Origin of the sequence: Streptomyces sp. ALB3, from assembly GCF_044385685.1 — a bacterium.
Classification (GTDB): domain Bacteria; phylum Actinomycetota; class Actinomycetes; order Streptomycetales; family Streptomycetaceae; genus Streptomyces.
The window spans coordinates 93,018-112,887 of record NZ_JBISCE010000004.1; the positions used below are offsets into that span (position 1 = coordinate 93,018).

At 71.6% G+C, this 19,870-nt stretch carries 14 protein-coding genes; 12 read left to right on the forward strand and 2 right to left on the reverse strand.

Going from position 1 to position 19,870, the window contains the following annotated elements; translation table 11 throughout:
* Positions 1-96 precede the first annotated feature (96 nt).
* The 10 genes from gatC to ACHFIV_RS05920 all read left to right on the forward strand — a co-directional run bounded on the left by gatC (position 97) and on the right by ACHFIV_RS05920 (position 13,176).
* The gene (gatC, locus tag ACHFIV_RS05875; protein WP_014153935.1) at positions 97-393 is read left to right on the forward strand and encodes an Asp-tRNA(Asn)/Glu-tRNA(Gln) amidotransferase subunit GatC; all 297 of its coding nucleotides are present in this window, start codon (positions 97-99) and stop codon (positions 391-393) included.
* 5 nt (positions 394-398) lie between these two features.
* Positions 399-1,901, forward strand: a complete 1,503-nt coding sequence (gatA, locus tag ACHFIV_RS05880) for an Asp-tRNA(Asn)/Glu-tRNA(Gln) amidotransferase subunit GatA (protein ID WP_398964395.1) — start codon at positions 399-401, stop codon at positions 1,899-1,901.
* Entirely contained in the window at positions 1,898-2,140 is a 243-nt protein-coding gene (locus tag ACHFIV_RS05885; protein ID WP_358674480.1) for a hypothetical protein, read from the forward strand. Before gatA ends, ACHFIV_RS05885 begins: the two co-directional genes overlap by 4 nt.
* Before the next feature lie 16 nt (positions 2,141-2,156).
* Positions 2,157-3,665, forward strand: a complete 1,509-nt coding sequence (gene gatB, locus ACHFIV_RS05890) for an Asp-tRNA(Asn)/Glu-tRNA(Gln) amidotransferase subunit GatB (protein WP_398964397.1) — start codon at positions 2,157-2,159, stop codon at positions 3,663-3,665.
* 169 nt (positions 3,666-3,834) lie between these two features.
* Positions 3,835-5,946 carry a phosphocholine-specific phospholipase C gene (locus tag ACHFIV_RS05895; protein ID WP_398964399.1) on the forward strand — a complete coding sequence of 704 codons (2,112 nt, stop codon included), beginning with the start codon at positions 3,835-3,837 and terminating at the stop codon, positions 5,944-5,946.
* Between the two features lie 194 nt (positions 5,947-6,140).
* Positions 6,141-8,357 (forward strand): MMPL family transporter, encoded by a 2,217-nt coding sequence (locus tag ACHFIV_RS05900; RefSeq protein ID WP_398964401.1) that lies wholly within the window; start codon positions 6,141-6,143, stop codon positions 8,355-8,357.
* 33 nt (positions 8,358-8,390) lie between these two features.
* A complete protein-coding gene (locus tag ACHFIV_RS05905; RefSeq protein ID WP_398964402.1) occupies positions 8,391-8,945 on the forward strand; it encodes a GNAT family N-acetyltransferase in 555 nt (184 codons plus the stop codon).
* A 50-nt stretch (positions 8,946-8,995) separates the two neighbouring features.
* Positions 8,996-9,652, forward strand: coding sequence for a hypothetical protein (locus ACHFIV_RS05910; protein ID WP_398964403.1), 657 nt, complete (start codon positions 8,996-8,998; stop codon positions 9,650-9,652).
* Positions 9,653-9,907: 255 nt separating this feature from the next.
* Positions 9,908-10,081, forward strand: coding sequence for a hypothetical protein (locus ACHFIV_RS05915; RefSeq protein ID WP_398964405.1), 174 nt, complete (start codon positions 9,908-9,910; stop codon positions 10,079-10,081).
* Between the two features lie 2 nt (positions 10,082-10,083).
* Entirely contained in the window at positions 10,084-13,176 is a 3,093-nt protein-coding gene (locus ACHFIV_RS05920) for a helix-turn-helix transcriptional regulator (protein WP_398964483.1), read from the forward strand.
* A gap of 140 nt (positions 13,177-13,316) precedes the next feature.
* Here the strand turns inward: ACHFIV_RS05920 and ACHFIV_RS05925 are convergent, their stop codons facing one another.
* Both ACHFIV_RS05925 and ACHFIV_RS05930 read right to left on the reverse strand, forming a co-directional pair.
* Positions 13,317-14,537, reverse strand: coding sequence for a PQQ-dependent sugar dehydrogenase (locus ACHFIV_RS05925; protein WP_398964407.1), 1,221 nt, complete (start codon positions 14,535-14,537; stop codon positions 13,317-13,319).
* A 125-nt stretch (positions 14,538-14,662) separates the two neighbouring features.
* The gene (locus ACHFIV_RS05930; RefSeq protein ID WP_398964409.1) at positions 14,663-15,655 is read right to left on the reverse strand and encodes an aldo/keto reductase; all 993 of its coding nucleotides are present in this window, start codon (positions 15,653-15,655) and stop codon (positions 14,663-14,665) included.
* A gap of 94 nt (positions 15,656-15,749) precedes the next feature.
* Between ACHFIV_RS05930 and ACHFIV_RS05935 the strand changes: the two genes are divergently transcribed.
* Together ACHFIV_RS05935 and ACHFIV_RS05940 are read left to right on the forward strand one after the other, a co-directional pair.
* Positions 15,750-16,700 carry a 2-hydroxyacid dehydrogenase gene (locus tag ACHFIV_RS05935; RefSeq protein ID WP_398964411.1) on the forward strand — a complete coding sequence of 317 codons (951 nt, stop codon included), beginning with the start codon at positions 15,750-15,752 and terminating at the stop codon, positions 16,698-16,700.
* Between the two features lie 267 nt (positions 16,701-16,967).
* Positions 16,968-19,799 carry a putative bifunctional diguanylate cyclase/phosphodiesterase gene (locus ACHFIV_RS05940; RefSeq protein WP_398964413.1) on the forward strand — a complete coding sequence of 944 codons (2,832 nt, stop codon included), beginning with the start codon at positions 16,968-16,970 and terminating at the stop codon, positions 19,797-19,799.
* The last annotated feature ends 71 nt before the right edge of the window (positions 19,800-19,870 follow it).

The following is a 19,870-nucleotide window of genomic DNA, read 5'->3' on the forward strand; positions in this document are numbered from 1 at the left end:
TAATCGGTGGCCGGGCTCGATCCGCCCGCCGCGGAGGTGCCCGGCGACCCCATAGGATTGGGCCAAAACCACACACCAAACCCTGAGGATCGCTGCATGCCTGGCATCACGCGCGAGGAGGTCGCCCACCTCGCCCGGCTGGCGCGTCTGGAGCTGAAGGGCGAAGAGCTCGAGCACTTCGCCGGTCAGCTCGACGACATCATCGGCGCGGTCGCCCGCGTCTCCGAGGTCGCCGACCAAGACGTACCGCCGACCTCCCACCCGCTGCCGCTGACCAACGTCATGCGCGCGGACGAGGTCCGTCCGTCGCTCACCCCCGAGCAGGCGCTCTCCGGCGCCCCGGCCCAGGAGCAGCAGCGTTTCAAGGTGCCGCAGATCCTGGGGGAGGACTAACCGCCATGACGGACATCAGCACCATCATCAAGCTCACCGCGGCCCAGATCGCCGCGAAGATCGCCTCAGGCGAGCTGACGGCCGTCGAGGTCACCGAGGCCCACCTGGCCCGGATCGACGCCATCGACGAGAAGGTCCACGCCTTCCTGCACATCGACCGCGAGGGGGCGCTCGCGCAGGCCCGCGCCGTCGACGCCAAGCGCGAGGCGGGCGAGAAGCTCGGCCCGCTGGCCGGCGTCCCGCTCGCGCTCAAGGACATCTTCACCACGCGGGACATGCCGACCACCGTCGGTTCGAAGATCCTCGAGGGCTGGGTCCCGCCGTACGACGCGACCCTCACGAAGAAGCTGAAGGCGGCCGACGTCGTCATCCTCGGCAAGACCAACATGGACGAGTTCGCCATGGGGTCCTCCACCGAGAACAGCGCCTACGGCCCGACCGGCAACCCCTGGGACCTCACCCGCATCCCGGGCGGTTCCGGCGGCGGCTCCTCCGCCGCGCTGGCCTCCTTCGAGGCGCCGCTCGCCATCGGCACGGACACCGGCGGCTCCATCCGCCAGCCCGCCGCCGTCACCGGGACCGTCGGCGTGAAGCCCACCTACGGCGGAGTCTCCCGCTACGGCATGGTCGCCTTCTCGTCCTCCCTCGACCAGGGCGGCCCCTGCGCCCGCACGGTCCTGGACGCGGCGCTGCTGCACGAGGTCATCGGCGGACACGACCCGCTCGACTCGACGTCCATCGACTCGCCGGTGCCGCCGGTCGTCGAGGCCGCCCGCAACGGCTCCGTGCAGGGCATGCGCGTCGGCGTGGTCAAGCAGTTCGCCGGTGAGGGCTACCAGGCCGGGGTCGTCCAGCGGTTCAACGAGTCGGTCGAGCTGCTGAAGTCCCTCGGCGCCACGATCGTCGAGCTGGACTGCCCGTCCTTCGACCTCGCCCTGTCGGCGTACTACCTCATCGCGCCCTCGGAGTGCTCCTCGAACCTGGCGCGCTTCGACGCCATGCGCTACGGCCTGCGGGTCGGCGACGACGGCACGCGCTCCGCCGAGGACGTCACCGCCCTCACCCGCGAGGCCGGCTTCGGCGACGAGGTCAAGCGCCGCATCATCCTCGGTACGTACGCGCTCAGCTCCGGCTACTACGACGCGTACTACGGCTCGGCGCAGAAGGTCCGCACCCTCATCACCCAGGACTTCGAGAAGGCGTTCGAGCAGGTGGACGTCATCGTCTCGCCGACGACGCCCACCACCGCCTTCCCGATCGGCGAGCGCGCCGACGACCCGATGGCGATGTACCTCGCGGACCTGTGCACCATTCCGACCAACCTCGCCGGCAACTCCGCCATGTCGCTGCCCTGCGGCCTGGCCCCGGAGGACGGCCTGCCGGTCGGACTGCAGATCATCGCCCCCGCCATGAAGGACGACCGGCTGTACAAGGTCGGAGCAGCCGTCGAGGCCGCTTTCGTGGAAAAGTGGGGGCACCCGCTGCTTGAGGAGGCTCCGTCACTATGAGCGCAATGGCTAAGAAGGCCAAGAACTTCAAGAAGTCCAAGTCCGGCGTGTACGTGTCCCTGGGCACCACCGCCTTCGGCGCGCTCAGCGTCGTCAAGCAGGCGAGGATGGCCCGCCAGGACAACGACACGCTGCGGCTGATCGACGCCGCCGTATCCGCCGCCGCGATCGTGACCGGTATCGCGATCCTCTACCGCGAGCTCAAGCGTCTCGGCGACGACGACGTCCTGCTGGGCTGAGAGGGAAAGTTTCATCGTGACTGTCATCGACCTGGAGTCGTACGAGGATGCCCTCGCGACGTACGACCCCGTCATGGGCCTCGAGGTCCATGTGGAGCTCGGCACCAAGACGAAGATGTTCTGCGGGTGCTCGACCGAGCTCAAGCAGGACGCGAACTCGCAGACCTGCCCGGTCTGCCTCGGGCTGCCGGGCGCTCTGCCGGTCGTCAACGAGATCGGCGTCGAGTCCGCCATCAAGATCGGGCTCGCGCTGAACTGCGAGATCGCCGAGTGGTGCCGCTTCGCCCGGAAGAACTACTTCTATCCGGACATGCCGAAGAACTTCCAGACCTCCCAGTACGACGAGCCGATCGCCTACGACGGCTATCTGGACGTCCAGCTGGAGGACGGGGAGATCTTCCGCGTGCAGATCGAGCGCGCGCACATGGAGGAGGACACCGGCAAGTCGACGCACGTCGGCGGGGCCACGGGCCGTATCCACGGCGCCTCCCACTCGCTGCTCGACTACAACCGCGCGGGCATCCCGCTCATCGAGATCGTCACCAAGCCGATCGAGGGCGCGGGCGCACGTGCCCCCGAGGTGGCCAAGGCGTACGTCGCCGAGCTCCGCGAGCTCATCAAGGCGCTCGGCGTCTCGGAGGCCCGGATGGAGATGGGCCAGATGCGCTGCGACGTCAACCTGTCGCTGCGCCCCCACGGCACCGAGACGTTCGGCACCCGCTCCGAGACGAAGAACGTCAACTCGCTGCGCTCCGTCGAGCGGGCCGCCCGCTTCGAGATCCAGCGCCACGCCGCGGTGCTGAACTCCGGCGGGACGATCGTGCAGGAGACCCGGCACTTCCACGAGGAGGACGGCTCCACCACGGCCGGCCGCATCAAGGACAACGCCGAGGACTACCGCTACTTCCCCGAGCCGGACCTGGTACCGGTCGCCCCTTCCCGCGACTGGGTCGAGGAGCTCCGCAAGGGGCTTCCCGAACTGCCCCGGCTGCGCCGCAAGCGGCTGAAGGAGGAGTGGGGTGTCAACGAGCACGACATGCAGTCCATCCTCAACGCGGGCGCCGTCGACCTGATCGTCGCGACGACGGACGCGGGCGCTCCCTCCGACCAGGCGCGCAAGTGGTGGATGGGCGAGCTCGCCCGTAACGCCAACGAGACCGGCCGCAGCCTGGACGAGCTGCCGGTCACCCCCGCCCAGGTCGCCCGGGTGGCGGAGCTGGTCACCTCCGGCGACCTCAACGACAAGCTGGCGCGCCAGGTCCTCGAGGGCGTCCTCGCGGGTGAGGGCGACCCGGACACCGTCGTCGAGAAGCGCGGGCTGAAGGTCGTCTCGGACGAGGGCGCGCTGGGCACCGCCGTGGACGAGGCCATCGCGGCCAACGCGGCCATCGCGGACAAGATCCGTGGCGGCAAGGTGGCGGCGGCCGGCGCGCTGGTGGGCGCTGTCATGAAGGCCACCCGTGGCCAGGCGGACGCGGCGCGTGTGCGTGAGCTGATCCTGGAGAAGCTCGGCGTCGAGGGCTGATCCCCCGAGCGCCCCTGGGGGGCGGTGCACCCGTTCACCGGGTGTGCCGCCCCCTTCGCCTTGCCCGGGCCGGCCTGCGGGACGTTCACCGCCAGGCCGTACGGCGGTCTTTCCGCAGCCATCCGGCGTGGCTAGCTTCCAGCCGTAGGCACGGAATCGGGAGGCTCATTTGACCACGGACATGTCACGGCGGCGGCTCCTCGCGCTCGGGGGCGGTGCTCTCGGCGCAGCGGCGGCGGGATCGTTCCTGCCCCCGTCGCTCCAGGCCGCGATCGCCGCACAGCCCTCGGCCGGGCGGTCCGGTGGTGCGGGACTCGACGCCATCGAGCACGTGGTGATCCTGATGCAGGAGAACCGTTCCTTCGATCACTACTTCGGGACACTGCGCGGGGTGCGCGGCTTCGGCGACCGCAACGCGATCGAACTCCCCTCCGGCCGGTCCGTCTTCGAGCAGCCGGGTCCTACGGGCTCGGCCGTGCTGCCGTTCCCCGTGCGCGGGGCAGCGGAGGCGCAGAAGAAGGACCTGCAGTACATCGGCGCGCTCGACCACTCCTGGAACGGCGGCGCCACGGCGTGGGCCGGCGGCTGGATGAACGGATGGGTCACCGCCAAGACCGCCGCGACGATGGCCTACTACGACCGCGGCGACATCCCGCTGCACTACGAACTCGCCGACACCTTCACGGTCTGCGACGCCTACCACTCCTCGATCCACACCTCCACCAGCCCCAACCGCAACCACCTGTGGAGCGGCAGGACGGGTCACGAGTCCAACGGCGAGCGGGCCGTGGGCAACGACGCGTACGACGAGGGCAACCATCCCGGATACGACTGGGGTACCTACGCGGAGCGGCTGGAGAAGGCCGGACGCAGCTGGAAGACGTACACCGAGTGGGAGAACTTCACCGACAACCAGATCGAGTTCTTCGCCACCTTCAAGGCCATCGCCCGCAAGGCCCTCGCGAGGACGGGCGGTCACACCTACATGGAGTCCTTCTACGCCACCGTGCGCGACGCGGACGGCGACGTGGAGAGGGAGCGGCTGCTGGGGCTGCTCGACGAGGGCGTCGCCGCCCTGCCGGCGGCCGAGCGCAGTCTGTTCGAACGGGGACTGCGACGGGTGCGCACGGGCACCCTCGCGGAGGAGTTCGCCAAGGACGTGGCGGCTGGGACACTGCCCGAGGTCTCCTATCTGGTCCCCTCGGCAGTCGACTCCGAGCATCCGAGCGTCTCCTCGCCGGCGCACAGCGCGACGATCGTCTACAAGGTCCTGGACGCGCTCGGCAGGCACCCCGACGTGTGGCGGCGCACCGCCGTCCTCATCAACTACGACGAGAACGACGGCTTCTTCGACCACGTGCCGCCGCCGGTCGCTCCGGTGGAGGTGACGGAGGAGCACTGGAAGGGCAGCCCCACCGGACTCGGCGTCCGGGTCCCGCTGCTGGTCGTCTCCCCGTGGTCGGTCGGCGGATACGTCTGCTCCGAGGTCTTCGACCACACCTCCGTGATCCGCCTCCTGGAGCGCCTGACGGGGGTCGGGGAGCCGAACATCGGTGACTGGCGCCGCCGGATCACCGGCGACCTGACCTCCGCGTTCGACTTCACCCGCCCACGGCGGCAGCCGGAGACGGAGCCGCCCGCCGCGATCCCTCCGTACGGCGGACGCTGGCAGCCGAGGCCGCCGGCCGTTCAGCACATGCCCGTCCAGGAGCCGGGCGTCCGCCCGGCCCGCTCCCTGCCCTACCAGCCGGACGCGCAGGCCAGGCGCGTGGACGCCGGGCTGCGCCTGGACCTCGTCAACACCGGCAGGTCCTCCGCCCACTTCACCCTCTATCCGTACGCGGGGGAGTTCCCCGTCCCGCAGCACCGGGACGTCAGGGGCACCGCACGGTGGACGGTGCCGCTGCCCGGTGAGGCCTACCGCTTCACGGTCACCGGACCGAACGGTTTCCGGCGGGAGTTCGAGGGAGCGTCCGACGGTGCCGCGGAAGTCTCCTCCCGCATCGACGCCCACGAGCGGGACCTGCACCTCACGCTGCGCAACAACGGCGGGCGGACGCTGACCTACACCGTGCGGCCCCTCGGATACGTCGAGGAGGACGACCTGCGGGACTGGACCCGGACGGTCGCGGTCAAGCCGGGGCGCAGCCGTACGGTCGTGCACTCGGCGGCCGACGCCCACGGCTGGTACGACATCGAGGTGACGGCCGGCGAAGCGGGCTCCTTCCGGCGCCGTCTGATGGGTCACATCGAGAACGGCAGGGCGAGCGTCTCCGGCTGACGGACGGGACGGACGGCGGGCCGGGTGAGCGCGCGCGAGCGTGCGGTGACGTCGAGAACAAGCCATGTGAGCATGACCACGAAAGCGGCACATGGCTGGAAATCGCTGACAGAGTGAAGCTCTCAGGTCATGCGACTTGGTGGGATGTACCCCTCATGTCCCCCTACGGTCCACGAACCCCAGGAGCACGTCCGTTGGCCGCCATCGCACGCTGGTGTCTCGAGCACCGCCTCGCCGCCGTCCTCATCTGGCTGTTCGCACTCGGGGGCACGGCCACCGCGGCGGGCTTCGCGGGGTCCGCGTACTCCCACGACTACGAGGTTCCGGGCACCGAGTCCGGCCGCGCGGGTGAGCTCCTGGAGAGGGGGTTCGGAGACCTCGGCGGCGACACCGCGACCGTCGTCTGGCACACCCCTGAAGCCACTGTCCGCGACGCCGGCGTGGAGCGGACGATGACCACGACGCTGCACACGATCGGCACCCTGCCCGGTGTCGGTGACGTCACCGGCCCCTACGGGCCGCAGGCGCGGGGACAGATCAGCGCGGACGGCCGCACCGCCTACGCGACGGTCACCTTCGACCACCGGGCCGGCGACCTCCCGCCGGGACAGGCACAGGCCGTCGTCGACACAGCGCAGGAGGCCGCGGGTGAAGGGCTCCAGGTCGAGCTCGGGGGCGTCGCCGTCGCACCGGCCGAAGCTCCCACCCTCCACCTGAGCGAGGCCATCGGGGTGGTCGTCGCCGGGGTCGTCCTCTTCCTGGCCTTCGGCTCGCTCGCCGCGAGCCTGCTGCCCATCGCCACCGCCCTGGTCTCCGTCGGCACCGCGTACGCGGGCACGGTGCTGCTCGGGCACGTCATGACCGTCGCGGACTTCGCGCCGATGCTCGGCATGCTCATCGGGCTCGGCGTCGGTATCGACTACGCCCTCTTCATCGTCACCCGGCACAGACGAGGACTGCGGAGCGGCCTGTCCGTCCCCGAAGCGGCCCGGAACGCCGTCGCGACGACGGGGCGCGCAGTCGTCTTCGCCGGAGCCACCGTCTGCGTCGCCCTGCTGGGCATGCTGGTCCTGAGGCTCGGTTTCCTCAACGGTGTCGCGGTCGCCGCCTCCCTCACCGTCGTGCTGACCGTAGCCGCCTCCGTGACCCTGCTCCCCGCCCTGCTCTCCTTCATCGGCATGCGGGCCCTGGGCCGGCGAGAGCGCGTGCGGCTGGCGGAGAACGGACCGCGGGCCGGACGGACCACCGGCTTCGCCGCCCGCTGGTCGGCCTTCGTCGAGCGCCGCCCCCGTCTCCTGGGAGCGGTCGCGGCGGCCTTCATGGCGGTGCTCGCCGTCCCCACGTTCTCCCTGCACCTGGGCACCTCCGACCAGGGCCACAATCCCGCCACGGCCACCACCCGGCAGGCATACGACCTCCTGGCCGACGGATTCGGCGCCGGAGTCAACGGACCGCTGACACTGGCCGCCCGACTCGACGGAGCCGACGACCGGCTCGCCCTGGACGGCCTGCCCGCGGTGCTGCGGGACACCGACGGCGTCGCCTCGGTGAGTCCGGTGACGTACAACAGCAGTGGCGACACCGCCTTCCTCACCGTCGTGCCCGAGACCTCACCGCAGTCGCAGCGGACCAGCGAACTCGTCGACCGGCTGCGTCGCGACGTGCTGCCGCCGATGGAGGACACCACCTCGCTCCGCGTCCACGTGGGCGGCGTGACGGCCGGCTACGACGACTTCGCGGACATCATCATCGGCAAACTGCCGCTCTTCGTCGGGGTGGTCGTCGGACTCGGCTGTCTCCTGCTGCTGCTGGCCTTCCGCTCCCTCGCCGTCCCCCTCAAGGCCGCCGTGATGAACGTGGCCGCCGTGGCCGCCTCCTTCGGGGTCGTCGTCGCGGTGTTCCAGTGGGGGTGGGGGAGCGAGCTGATGGGGCTCGGGAGCGCGGGCCCCATCGAGCCCTTCCTCCCGGTGATCATGGTCTCGGTGCTCTTCGGGCTGTCGATGGACTACCAGGTCTTCCTCGTCGGCCGGATGTACGAGGAATGGCTGGCGACCGGTGACAACCGCCGGTCGGTGCGGGTCGGCCTCGCCGAGACCGGCCGGGTGATCAACTCGGCGGCCGTGATCATGATCGCGGTCTTCCTCGCCTTCGTCCTCAGCGGCGACCGCGTCATCGCGATGTTCGGCACCGCGCTGGCCGCCGCCGTCGCGCTCGACGCCTTCGTCCTGCGAACCCTGCTGGTGCCCGCCCTGATGCACATGCTCGGAGGTGCCAACTGGTGGCTTCCCGCCCGGCTGGACCGGATGCTCCCGCACTTCAGCATCGAGCCGCCGGACCGCACGGCACCGCGTGCGAAAATCCCGGGGAAGCGCACCGACGAAGCCGGCCGGACCGTCGCGCGCGTCCACTGAGTCCCGAGAGCGAGAAGACCGAGGAGAGCCACTGTGTTCACGGTGTCACTGGGTGAGGACGGGGCCGAGCTCCGCCCGCTGGAGCCCTGGCAGGCGGAGGAGTTCCTGGCACACATGGACCGGGCGCGCGGCCTCGTCGATCCGTGGATCCCGTTCGCCGCGGCAGCCACGGATCCCGCCTCGGCACGCGCACTGCTCCAGCGGTACGCGGACAAGCAGGCCGCCGACACCGGCCGTCTCTACGGCATCTGGCTGGACGGCGCACTGGTCGGCGGCGTCCTGTTCCGGATATTCGAGGCGGAGACAGGGAACTGCGAGATCGGCTGCTGGCTGGAGCCGGCCGGGCAGGGGCGGGGCCTGGTCAACCGCGCGTCGAGAACGCTGATCGACTGGGCCTTCGACGTGCGGGGGATGCACCGGGTGGAATGGGTCGCCTCCGCCGCCAACACCCGCAGCGTCGCCGCGGCCGAGCGGCTCGGCATGACGCGCGAGGGCGTCCTGCGGGAGGCCTACCCGTACCGCGGCAAGCGTCACGACCAGGAGATCTGGGCGGTCCTGGCCTCCGAGTGGCGTAAGGGGCGGGACTGAGGCGCTCGGTGTTAAGGAGGTTCTCATACGGGCCCCCTAGCGTGCGGCACATGAACACCACCCCCTCCACTCCGACCACTGACGACACCGAGGAGAAGAAGGCGGCGGACGGGACCACCGCCGCACCGGACGTGACGAAGAAGGCCGGCTCCCCCGAGGGCGGGGCACCGGCCGACGCGGCACCGGGCGTTCCCGCCTCCGACGTGACCGCCATGGACGTCGCCGCGACGGACGCGGCCGCGGAGGACGGCCTGGAGGTCGAGCTGGAGCCCGACCCCTACGACGAGGCCGAGGCAGCCGCGGCCGCCGGGGTCGGCACCGGAGCCGCAGCCGTCGTGGCCGCCGGCCTCGGCATCGTCTCGCTCTCGGGCGCCTGGACCGGCCGTGTCGCAGCTGAGCGCGAGACCCTGATCGGCCAGATCAAGACCTCCGGCGGCGGCAGCGCCGCCCAGCAGATCTCCGAGCTCTACGGGGACGCCTGGCACAGCACGGCCCTCGTCAACGGGCTCTTCGCACTGCTCGCCCTGCTCGTCGGCGTGTTCGTCCTGGTGCGGCCCGCCTTCGGCACCCCCTCGCTCCGCCCCATGGCCGGCTGGGTCCGCTCCGTCGCCACGGCGGGCATCGCGCTCGGAGTGCTCGGCCTGCTGATCTCCGTGGGCATGTACCTCGACCTCTTCGTCGCGATGCCGTCCGCAGCCGGCGGCTGAGGGCCCTCACGGCTGAGCCTCCCGGCCTGAGGGCCCGGGTGGCCGAGCCTCCTTACGGTTGAGGGCCGGGCGGCCGGGGTTCCTGACGGCTGAGGTCCTCGTGGCGCCCCCTAAGGCATCCGTCACCCGGGCCTAAGGCCTCCCGCCCGCGGACATGCGGCACTCGCCCGATGTGGCGGCGACCCCTGTGGGACGAGAGTGGGGGCACGGCAGCAAGCCGTGCCCCCACTCTCGTCCCACACCAGGGAGAACACGATGTACGAGTACGAGATCCACCAGCTCGCCGTGGCCGAGCTGATCCGCAGGGCCGAGGAACAGCGCGCCGTCCGGCGGGCGGTGCTCGCCCGCCGTGCCGCCCGCCGCGCAGGACGCCACGACACCGAAGGGCGGGTGGGAAAGAACCGGAGCTGGTTCGTCCGCGCCGCGTGACCATGGACGTCCGGCGAAAATCGGTCGCGGGGACGTCGTACGCGTATGCGATGCTCGGCGACGTGGAGACCAACACCGTCAGCCCCGTCTTCGTCGGCCGAGCCGGTGAACTCGCCGCGCTCACCGACACGCTCGTCCGCGCCGCCGCCGGGGAGCCGCAGGCCCTGCTCCTCGGTGGCGAAGCGGGCGTCGGGAAGACCCGGCTGGTCGAGGAGTTCATCACGGCGGCCCGCCGTCGCGAGGCCGTCGTGGCCGTCGGCGGATGCGTGGAGATCGGGGCGGACGGCCTGCCCTACGCCCCGTTCGCCACGGCGCTCCGGGCCCTGCGCCGGGCGCTTCCGGAGGAGCTGACCGAGGCGCTGGCAGGGCAGGAGGGCGAACTGGCCCGGCTGCTGCCCGAACTGGGCGAGGCGGACCGGACGCCGAACGACGAGCACGGCACCGCCCGGCTTTTCGAACTCGCCGCCCGGCTGCTGGAACGGGTCTCGGCGATCCGTACGGTCGTCCTCGTCCTGGAGGACCTGCACTGGGCTGACGCCTCCACCCGCCATCTGCTCGCCTACCTCTTCCGGACCCTCCGCAGCGGCCGCCTCGTCGTGATCGGGACGTACCGCGCCGACGACGTCCACCGCCGCCACCCCCTGCGCCCGCTGCTGGCCGAGCTGGACCGGCTCCGCACGGTCCGCCGGATCGAACTCGACCGTTTCAGCCGCGCTGAGGTCGGCCGGCAGCTGACCGGCATCCTCGCGATCGTCCCCGACACCGCACTGGTCGACGACATCTTCGAACGCTCCGACGGCAACGCCTTCTTCGTCGAGGAGCTCGCCCGCAGTGTGGAGTGCTGCGGCGACAGCTCCGGGCTCTCCGACTCGCTGCGCGACCTCCTCCTGGTACGCGTCGAGGCGCTGCCCGAGGACGCGCAACGCGTCGCCCGGATCATTGCCGAGGGTGGCTCCACGGTCGAGCATCCGCTCCTCGCCGCCGTCGCCGGCCTCGCCGAGGACGACCTCGACGAGGCGCTGCGGGCGGCGGTCGGCGCCAACCTGCTGCTGCCCGCTCCCGACACCGACGGATACCGCTTCCGGCACTCGCTGGTCCGCGAGGCCGTCAGCGACGACCTGCTGCCCGGCGAACGCACGCGCCTCAACCGCCGTTACGCGGAAGCACTGGAGAGCGAACCCTCGCTCGTACGCACCGATGAGCGCGCCGCGCGTCTCGCCAGCTACTGGTACGCCGCGCACGACGTGGCCAAGGCACTGCCCGCCGTGCTCCAGGCAGCGGTGGAAGCAAGGCGCCGCTACGCGTACAGCGAGCAACTCAAGCTGCTCGAAAGAGCGATGGAGCTCTGGGACGACGTCCCCGACACGGTACGCGCCACGCTGCGGCCGCTCGACCACGCCGAGGCCTATCCGGGGTGCGGCTGCGAGCCGGCCGATCCGCTGCGCTACCTCGACCTGATGGCCGAGGCGACGGTCGCCGCCCGCTTCGGCGGAGACCGCGAACGGTCCCTGGCCATCGCGAAGAAAGCCCTGCGCATCCTGGACGGGGACACGGACCCGCTGCGCGCGGCCTGGTTCTGGGTGCAGCGGTCCTTGTTGATGCAGGGCCTCTCCCGGGGGGACGGCAGGGCCGAGCTGGCCACCGCCGAGGACCTGGTGCGCGGTCTCCAGCCGTCCGCGGTGCACGCCGACGTCCTGGCGGCCGTCGCCAGCTGGGGCGCCCTGCACGAACCCGGGCCGGAGACCCTGGTAGCCGCCGACCGGGCCGTGGAGTACGCCCGGCTCGTCGGCGAGGAGTCCATCGAACTGCACGCCCGGCTCACCCGCGGGTGGCTCACGATCGACGCGGGCGACGTGGAGGAGGGCATCGCCGAGATGTGCGCCGTCCGGGACCGGTCCGAGGAACTGCACCTGGTGGGCGTCATGAGCCGGGCCGCCATCAACCTGCCCTCCTCGCTCGAATCCACCGGCCGCTCCCTCGAAGCGGTGTCGGCCGCCGACCACGGCATCGACATCTGCCACGGCCACGGCCTTCCCGAGTCCGAGGCGTGGGTACGGGCCAACCAGGCGCAGTCGTACTTCTCGCTGGGGCTCTGGGAGGAGAGCCGGGCGGCGGCGGACGCGGCGGCCCCGCTGGCCCGGTCCCGCAAGTCGAACGGACTCGTGGCCGCCCGCCGCACCGATCTCGCTCTGGCTCGCGGGGACTTCGAGGAGGCAGAGGAGCAACTCGCCCTGAACCGCCGCCATCTCGGCCTTCACGACCCGCAGCCGCAGCACCTGATCTGCCCGGTCCGGCATGCCATGACCCTCGCTGCCCAGCACGGCCGGCTCCTCGAGGCCCGCGCCATGTTCGAGGCGCAGTCCGACATCGGCCTGCCGGCGGGGACCCAGCGTTACTCCCTGCCGCTGCTCCACGCCGCCGCCGCGATCGAGGGCGACGCCCGAGGGCTGCCTGCCACCGATCCCGGGCGCCCGGCGGTCCTCGCACGGATCCGGGGCCATCTCAGGCGGCTGCCGATGCTGGTGCCCGTATGGGCCGCCTACGGGGTGCTCATAGAGGCGGAACTGGCACGCGCGGAAGGCCTGGACACCCCGGACCACTGGAGCCGTGCCGCGACGGCCTTCGCTCCGCTCCAGCGCCCCTACGAGCTGGCCCAGATCCGTCACCGCTGGGCGGAAGCCGTCCTCACCGCCTCCGGCGACCGGGAGCCGGCGGCCGGACTCCTGCGCGAGGCACACACGGTGGCGGTCCGGCTCGGTGCCCGGCCGCTCGCCGAAGGCATCGAACTGCTGGCAGGCCGGGCCCGTATCACCCTCGCGGTCCCCGGCGGTGCGGCCGGTGACGGAGCAGCCCGGCCGGCCGCACCCGTCCCGGCGGTGGACGCCATCGAGTCGTTCGGGCTGACGTCACGGGAGCGGGAAGTGCACCGGCTGGTCGCGGCGGGATACACCAACCGCCGGATCGCGGAGGAGCTGTACATCTCCCCGAAGACAGCCAGCGTGCATGTGTCCAACATTCTGGCCAAGCTGAGCGTCTCCAGCCGTGGCGAGGCGGCCGCTCTCGCACACCGGTTCCGGCTGTACACCGTGGGGTGAGCCGGGGCCCCGGGCGCCGGCGGGGAGCGCCGGGGGGCACGACCGGCCGGAGAACCACGGGCCGGCGCGGACTCCTGCGCGAACAGTTCCTCGAAGAAGTCGCACACCCGCTGTGCTCCCTCCGGCATGGCACCCGCCGGCTACCGCACCTCCAGAAGCAGCACGCGGTCGTCGCCCGGCTTCACGGTGCCGCGTCCGTCCGTGTTGCTCGTGACCAGCCACAGCTTGTCGCCACCCGCGGCGAGCACCGTGCGCAGGCGGCCGTACTTCCCCTCCAGGAACGCCTGGGGGGCGGCCAGCGGTTCCCCGTCCGCCTCGCCCGACAGCGGGATCCGCCACAGCCGCTCGCCCCGGAGCCCCGCCATCCAGATCGATCCCGCCGCGTAGGCGATCCCGCTCGGCGACGCCTCGGAGGTCTTCCACTGGGCCACCGGGTCGACGAACCCCGCCTTCTTCCCCTTGCCCTCGACATCGGGCCAGCCGTAATTCCCGCCCGGCTCGATCAGATTCAGCTCGTCCCAGGTGTCCTGGCCGAACTCCGCCGCCCAGAGCCGCTTCCCGCCGTCCCACGCCAGGCCCTGCACGTTGCGGTGCCCGTACGAATAGACGACTGAGTCGGCTTCGGGATTGCCGTGTACCGGCTCACCGTCGGGCGTCATGCGCAGAATCTTGCCCGAGAGCGACGCCTTGTCCTGGGACAGGCCCGTGTCACCCGTCTCGCCGGTGCCCGCGTAGAGCATGCGGTCGGGGCCGAACGCGATCCGCCCGCCGTTGTGCACGGAGCCCTTCGGGATGCCCCGGAGGATGGTGTCCGGAGCCCCCAACTGCTGGCCGGCGGGCCTCTTCTCGTCGTACTGGAGGCGGACGACGCGGTTGTCGGACTCGGTGGTGAGGTACGCGTAGACGAGATGGTCCGCGGCGTACGTCGGGGCGACCGCGAGGCCCAGCAGCCCGCCCTCACTCGCGGGCGCGACCCCCGGCACGGAACCCAGCAGGGTCTTCCTGCCGGTCTCTCCGTCGATCCGGGTGATCGTCGCCTCGTCACGTGAGGCGACCAGCAGGTCACCGCCGGGCAGTGCCGCGAGGCCCCAGGGGGACGCGAGGCCGTCCGTGAGCGTCTTCACCACCTCGACCGAGCCCTTGGCCGGCGGCAGGTCCGCCGACGGGCTCACCGAGGCGGGGGGAGCGGACGCGGCGCCCGCCGGGGGAGAGGAGCCGTCCTCACCGGCCGCCCGGCCGTCGTCGGACGAGCAGGCGGACAGCAGGAGGGAGGCCGAGACGAGCAGGGCCACCGCCCCTTTGCGCAGCACGGGACTTTGCACAGCACCGATCCTTTCGACGGTCGCACGACTACTGTTCATACACCGGTGCCCCGCCCCGGGTTCCCGGTCCTCGTCGATTCTCCCGCCGCCGAGCCGGTCCCACGACGCGGGACGCGTGTCCTTCGGTCAGCCGGACGGAGATCAGTCCCGCGGACCCACGGGCATCAGTCCCACGAACCCCGGGCGCGCGGCAGCCCGGCGATCGCGGCCAGGTCCCGGTCCGTGAGCCTCAGCTCCGCCGCCCCCGCGTTCTCCACGGCCCACTGCTCGCGCTTCGTGCCGGGCACGGGCACCACATGACGGCCCTGCCGCAGCACCCACGCCAGAGCCACCTGCGCCGGAGTGGCGCCGTGCCGCTCCGCGATCCTGCGCAGCTCCGCCACGACCGGCTGGTTCGCCGCCATCATCTCCGCGGTGAAGCGGGGATGTCTCGCCCGCGGGTCGTCCGGCTCGAAGCCGTGGCCGGGCTTGAGCGTGCCCGTGAGATAGCCGCTGCCCAGCGGCATCGCGGCCAGCACCCCCACCCCCCGGGCCGCGCACCACGGCAGCAGGTCCTCCAGCGCCTGGGGCGACCACACGGAGAGCTCCGCCTGTACCGCGCTGACGGGAAAGACCTGCTGCATCCGTTCCAGCTGCCGGATGGTCGCGTCATGCATCCGCGCCCCCGGCCCGCGGCCGGCCCTGGCGCCCACCGCGCACAGGCCGAGGGCCCGCACCTTGCCGGCCGTCACCAGGTCGGCCATCGCGCCCCAGGTCTCCTCGACCGGCACCTCGGGGTCCGCGCGGTGCAGCTGGTAGAGATCGATGACATCGGTCTGGAGCCGCCGCAGCGAGGCGTCGCAGGCCCGCCGCACATAACCGGGACGCCCGTTGGCCACGATGTGCTGATCACCCACCAGCAGCCCGCACTTGGTGGAGAGGAAGGCCTCGGACCGGCGGCCCTTGAGCGCCCGCCCGACGAGCAGCTCGTTGGTGAAGGGCCCGTACATGTCGGCCGTGTCGAGCAGTTGGACGCCCGCGTCCAGCGCCGCGTGCACGGTCCGCACCGAGCGGTCACCGCGCTGTTGCGACGTGCTGTAGGCCCAGCTCATCGGCATACAGCCCAGCCCGACCGCGCCCACGGCGAGCGCCGCCGCACCGATAGTCCTGCGCTCCAACTCCCCGCACCCTCCCTCGGCCCCATGATCACGGGACCACCAGCACCCCAAAGTAACCTCTGCGGTTCCGCGTCCTTCGCATAGCCTCCTGACCATGACTTCCGCATCTGCCGCCGACGTGTGGCTGCCGTTCGACGCCGCCGAGATCGAGGGTCTCCCCGAGGGTCTCAACTACCGTTTCTGGGACGGCGGCCGGGACTACCCGGCGGACCCCTCCGACTGTGCGTTCTACGTCGTCCCGTACATGAAGGGGCCGGAGGTCGCGGTCCGTCCGCTCGGGGGGATGCACGCGGTCCAGGTCGTCCAGACGCTGTCCGCGGGCATCGACCACGTGCAGCCGGGGCTCGGCCTGCTGCACGCGGGGGTGAGGCTGTGCAACGCGAAGGGCGTGCACGAGGCCTCGACGGCGGAGCTCGCACTCGCCCTGGTCCTCGCCTCGCTCCGCGGACTGCCCGGCTTCGTACACGGCCAAGACAAGGAGGAGTGGCGGTCCGGGTTCTATCCGGCCCTCGCCGACAAGTCCGTCCTCGTGGTGGGCTACGGATCGATCGGCGCTGCCATAGAGGACCGGCTCGCGCCCTTCGAGTGTGCGCGGGTGATGCGCGTCGCGCGCTCCGCACGGGCAACCGCACGCGGCCCCGTACACGCGATCGAAGAGCTTCCCGCCCTGCTCCCCGAGGCCGACGTCGTCATCCTGTCCACTCCGCTGAACCCCTCCACACAAGGGCTGGTGGGCCCCGGCTTCCTCTCCGCGATGCGGGACGGCGCCCTGCTCGTGAACGTCGCGCGGGGCGCCGTCGTCGACACGTCGGCCCTGCTGTCCGAACTCGAGTCCGGGCGACTGCGCGCCGCTCTCGACGTGACCGACCCCGAGCCCCTGCCCGAGGGTCATCCTCTCTGGCATGCTCCGAACACTCTGATCACTCCCCATGTGGGGGGCAGCACCTCCGCGTTCCTGCCACGGGCCAAGCGCCTGCTGGCCGGACAGCTCAGCCGCTTCGCCGCCGGGGAGCCGGTCGGCAACCTCGTGCTCACCACCGTCTGAGCACGCTCCGGAACCGACCGGGCGCACTGTGTACCGGCAACGCCCCAGGTGGTAACGGAGAGTAGGCCGACTATGTCCCTGAGTGACGACTCTGGTGTATCGTCCCCAACAGGGCTGCGCCGTGGAAGGGATGGCGCCGGGGAGAAAGCGGAACGCGAGGGGGCGACGGGCGATGTTCGGCCAGTGGAGAGACGATCCGACGCGGCAGGGCGTACACGACAGGTCGGCGGCAGCGAGGGCGCCCGGCCCTGTCCGCGAGGCTCTCCGGTGAGCGCACTCGGGGCCCTGCTCTCCCGGAGGCCCGCCTCCGGGCGGACCCTGGGGCCGCGCTCCCAGCTCGTCCTCGCCGCCGTGTGCGCCGGCTACGCGGTGGGCGCCGCCTTCGGCTGGGGATCTCCCGGAGTCGCCACGTTCATGGGTGACTTCGGCCTCAGTATCGCCGCCCTGATCGCCGCGGTGTCGTGCTTCCTCTACGCCCGCACCAGCGGCAGCCGGTTCCGTCCCGCCTGGCTCCTCTTCTCGCTCTCCTCGGCCATGGCCGCCGGAGGCAACGCGGTCTGGGGGTGGTACGAGGTGGTGCTGGGCCGCTCGGTGCCCACCCCCTCCCTGGCTGACCTCTTCTTCCTCTGCTTCGCGCCACCCGCCATCGTGGGTCTGCTCGTCCTGGCCAAACGGCCCGTCACGCGGGCCGGCTGGGTGTGCCTGGTGCTGGACGCGTGGCTCATCGGGGGGTCCCTGCTGACGCTCTCCTGGAGCCTCGCCCTGGCCCATACGGCGCACGCCGCCAACGCCGCCGGCGAGAGCGTCGCCCGGGCCGCGCTCTCGCTGGCCTACCCGCTGCTCGACATCGTGCTGGTCTCCATGGTCCTCGCACTGCACTTCCGGCGGGTCAGCGCCAATCGCTCCGCAGTGCACACCGCCATCGCCGGACTCGCCCTGACCGTGCTGTGCGACGCCCTGTTCACGGCCCCGCTGCTCCGCTCGTCCTACCACTCCGGCCAACTGCTGGACGCGGGCTGGTTCGCCGGTTCCCTGCTCCTCGCGTACGCCCCCTGGGGGGCACGCCGCAGCCAGGACAACGGTGTCGAGAGCCCGGGCCCCGACCCGCGTGCCGTGAGCCGCCCCATCGCCGGGTCCCTCGCCGCGCTCACGCCCTATCTGGCCGCCGCGGTCTGCACCCTCAGCATCCTGTACAACGTCGTGGAGGGCCGCAGGGTCGACCGCGTCGTGGTCCTCACCGGCTGCACGGTCGTGCTCGCGCTGGTCCTGCGGCAGGCCATCATGCTCCTCGACAACATCGCGCTCACCCAGGAACTGGCCCAGAAGGAGAACCACTTCCGCTCCCTGGTGCAGGGATCCAGCGATGTCATCATGATCGCCGAGCCCAGTGGCGTCCTCCGCTACGTGAGCCCCGCGGCGGCCGGGGTGTACCGGCGCGACGCCGAGGACCTCGAGGGTGCGGCGCTCTCGTCGATCATCCATCCCGACGACCTCGGGGGAGTCGTCCACGAACTGCGGCGCTTCCTCGCCGCACCGTCCCGCGACGAGCCGACCACCCGCATCGAGTGCCGCTTCAGGTCGGGCACGGGTGACTGGCTGCACGTCGAGTCCACCGTCAACCGTCACCAGGGAGGACTGCTCCTCAACAGCCGGGACGTGACCGAGCGGGTGAGGCTCCAGGCGCAGCTCCAGCACAACGCCGAGCACGACCCGCTCACCGACCTGCCCAACCGCGCCCTCTTCACCACCCGGGTCGGCCAGGCGCTCGGCGGCCGGCGGGCCGGCGATCCGGGCACCGCCGTGCTCTTCATCGATCTGGACGGCTTCAAGGCGGTCAACGACTCCATCGGACACCAGGCGGGCGACGAGCTCCTCGTCCAGGCGGCACGACGCCTCCAGGAGTCCGTACGCGCCACGGACACCGCGGCGCGACTCGGCGGCGACGAGTTCGCCGCGCTCATCGTCGGCGACGGCACACGCGACCAGGCCGCCCGGGAGGACCAGGTCCACGAGATCGCCGACCGGCTGCGGCTCAGACTCTCCCAGCCGTACCGGATCGGCACCGGGGAGGTCCGGGTGGCGGCCTCCATCGGAGTCGCCTTCGCCGAGCCCTCCATCACGCCCAAGGACCTCATGCGCAACGCCGACCTCGCCATGTACCGGGCGAAGGCGGGCGGCAAGGACCGGGTCGAGCTGTACGCCCCTCAGATGCAGGCCGACGTCGTACGTCGCTCGGAGCTCGCGACACGGCTGCGCACGGCTCTGCGCGACGGTGAGTTCGCCCTGCTCCACCAGCCCGTCGTCCACCTGGCCAGCGGCTCGGTGGCGGCCGTCGCCGCCCAGGCCCGCTGGCGCTCCGCCCAGGGCATCCTCTTCACCCCCGCCGAGTTCCTCCGTGTCTCCGAGGACAGCGACCGTGCCGCCGAGCTGGGCACCTGGATGCTGGAGGAGGCGGTCGCGCAGGCCGCCGAACGGTCCAGGGCCGGACATCCCGTCCCCGTCTCCGTCCGGGTCTCCGCCGCCCGGCTCCTGGACCGGGCCCTGCCCCCGAAGTCCGTCGAGGCGCTCCTGACCCGGCACGGGCTGCCGTCCGGCGCCCTGATGATCGAAGTGGCCGACAGCGACCCGCGGATCTCCTTCGACGAGCTGGAACAACGGCTGGTCGCGCTGCGCCGGCTCGGCGTCAGGATCGCCCTCGACGGCTTCGGCAGCGGGTACGCCGCCGTCAACGCCCTGCGCAGGCTCCCCATCGACGTACTGAAGCTGGACAGGTGCCTGGTGGAGGGGGTCGTCGAGTCGGCGAGACTGCACAAGATCACCAGCGGTCTGCTCCGCATCGCGGGAGATCTCGGTATGCAGTCCGTGGCCGACGGCGTCGACGTGCCCGAGCAGGTACGGGCGCTACGCGCCATGGGATGCACGCACGGCCAGGGGATGGCCTTCGCCGGCCCCCTGGACGAGTACCGGCTGCGGCGCACCCTCGTCCGGGGGACGTACCCCGTACCGGGCAGGGGCACGGCCGCTCAGCCGGTGCTCGCGGGGGGTGTGATCCCGCCCCAGGGCTGCTCACATGATGAGACGTCCGTCCCACCCACTTGACACCGCGTGTGTGCCGGAGAGAGGGTCAATGCCATGCGCACCCGAATTCTCGTACTTGGAAAGCGCGTCGG

What these genes read in the sequence shown, in the direction of transcription:
- gatA (WP_398964395.1), top strand. Translation starts at nt 399, where the DNA reads ATGACGGACATCAGCACCATCATCAAGCTCACCGCGGCCCAGATCGCC.
- ACHFIV_RS05910 (WP_398964403.1), top strand. Translation starts at nt 8,996, where the DNA reads ATGAACACCACCCCCTCCACTCCGACCACTGACGACACCGAGGAGAAG.
- ACHFIV_RS05920 (WP_398964483.1), top strand. Translation starts at nt 10,084, where the DNA reads ATGGACGTCCGGCGAAAATCGGTCGCGGGGACGTCGTACGCGTATGCG.
- ACHFIV_RS05935 (WP_398964411.1), top strand. Translation starts at nt 15,750, where the DNA reads ATGACTTCCGCATCTGCCGCCGACGTGTGGCTGCCGTTCGACGCCGCC.
- ACHFIV_RS05885 (WP_358674480.1), top strand. Translation starts at nt 1,898, where the DNA reads ATGAGCGCAATGGCTAAGAAGGCCAAGAACTTCAAGAAGTCCAAGTCC.
- ACHFIV_RS05925 (WP_398964407.1), bottom strand. Translation starts at nt 14,537, where the DNA reads ATGAACAGTAGTCGTGCGACCGTCGAAAGGATCGGTGCTGTGCAAAGT.
- ACHFIV_RS05915 (WP_398964405.1), top strand. Translation starts at nt 9,908, where the DNA reads ATGTACGAGTACGAGATCCACCAGCTCGCCGTGGCCGAGCTGATCCGC.
- gatC (WP_014153935.1), top strand. Translation starts at nt 97, where the DNA reads ATGCCTGGCATCACGCGCGAGGAGGTCGCCCACCTCGCCCGGCTGGCG.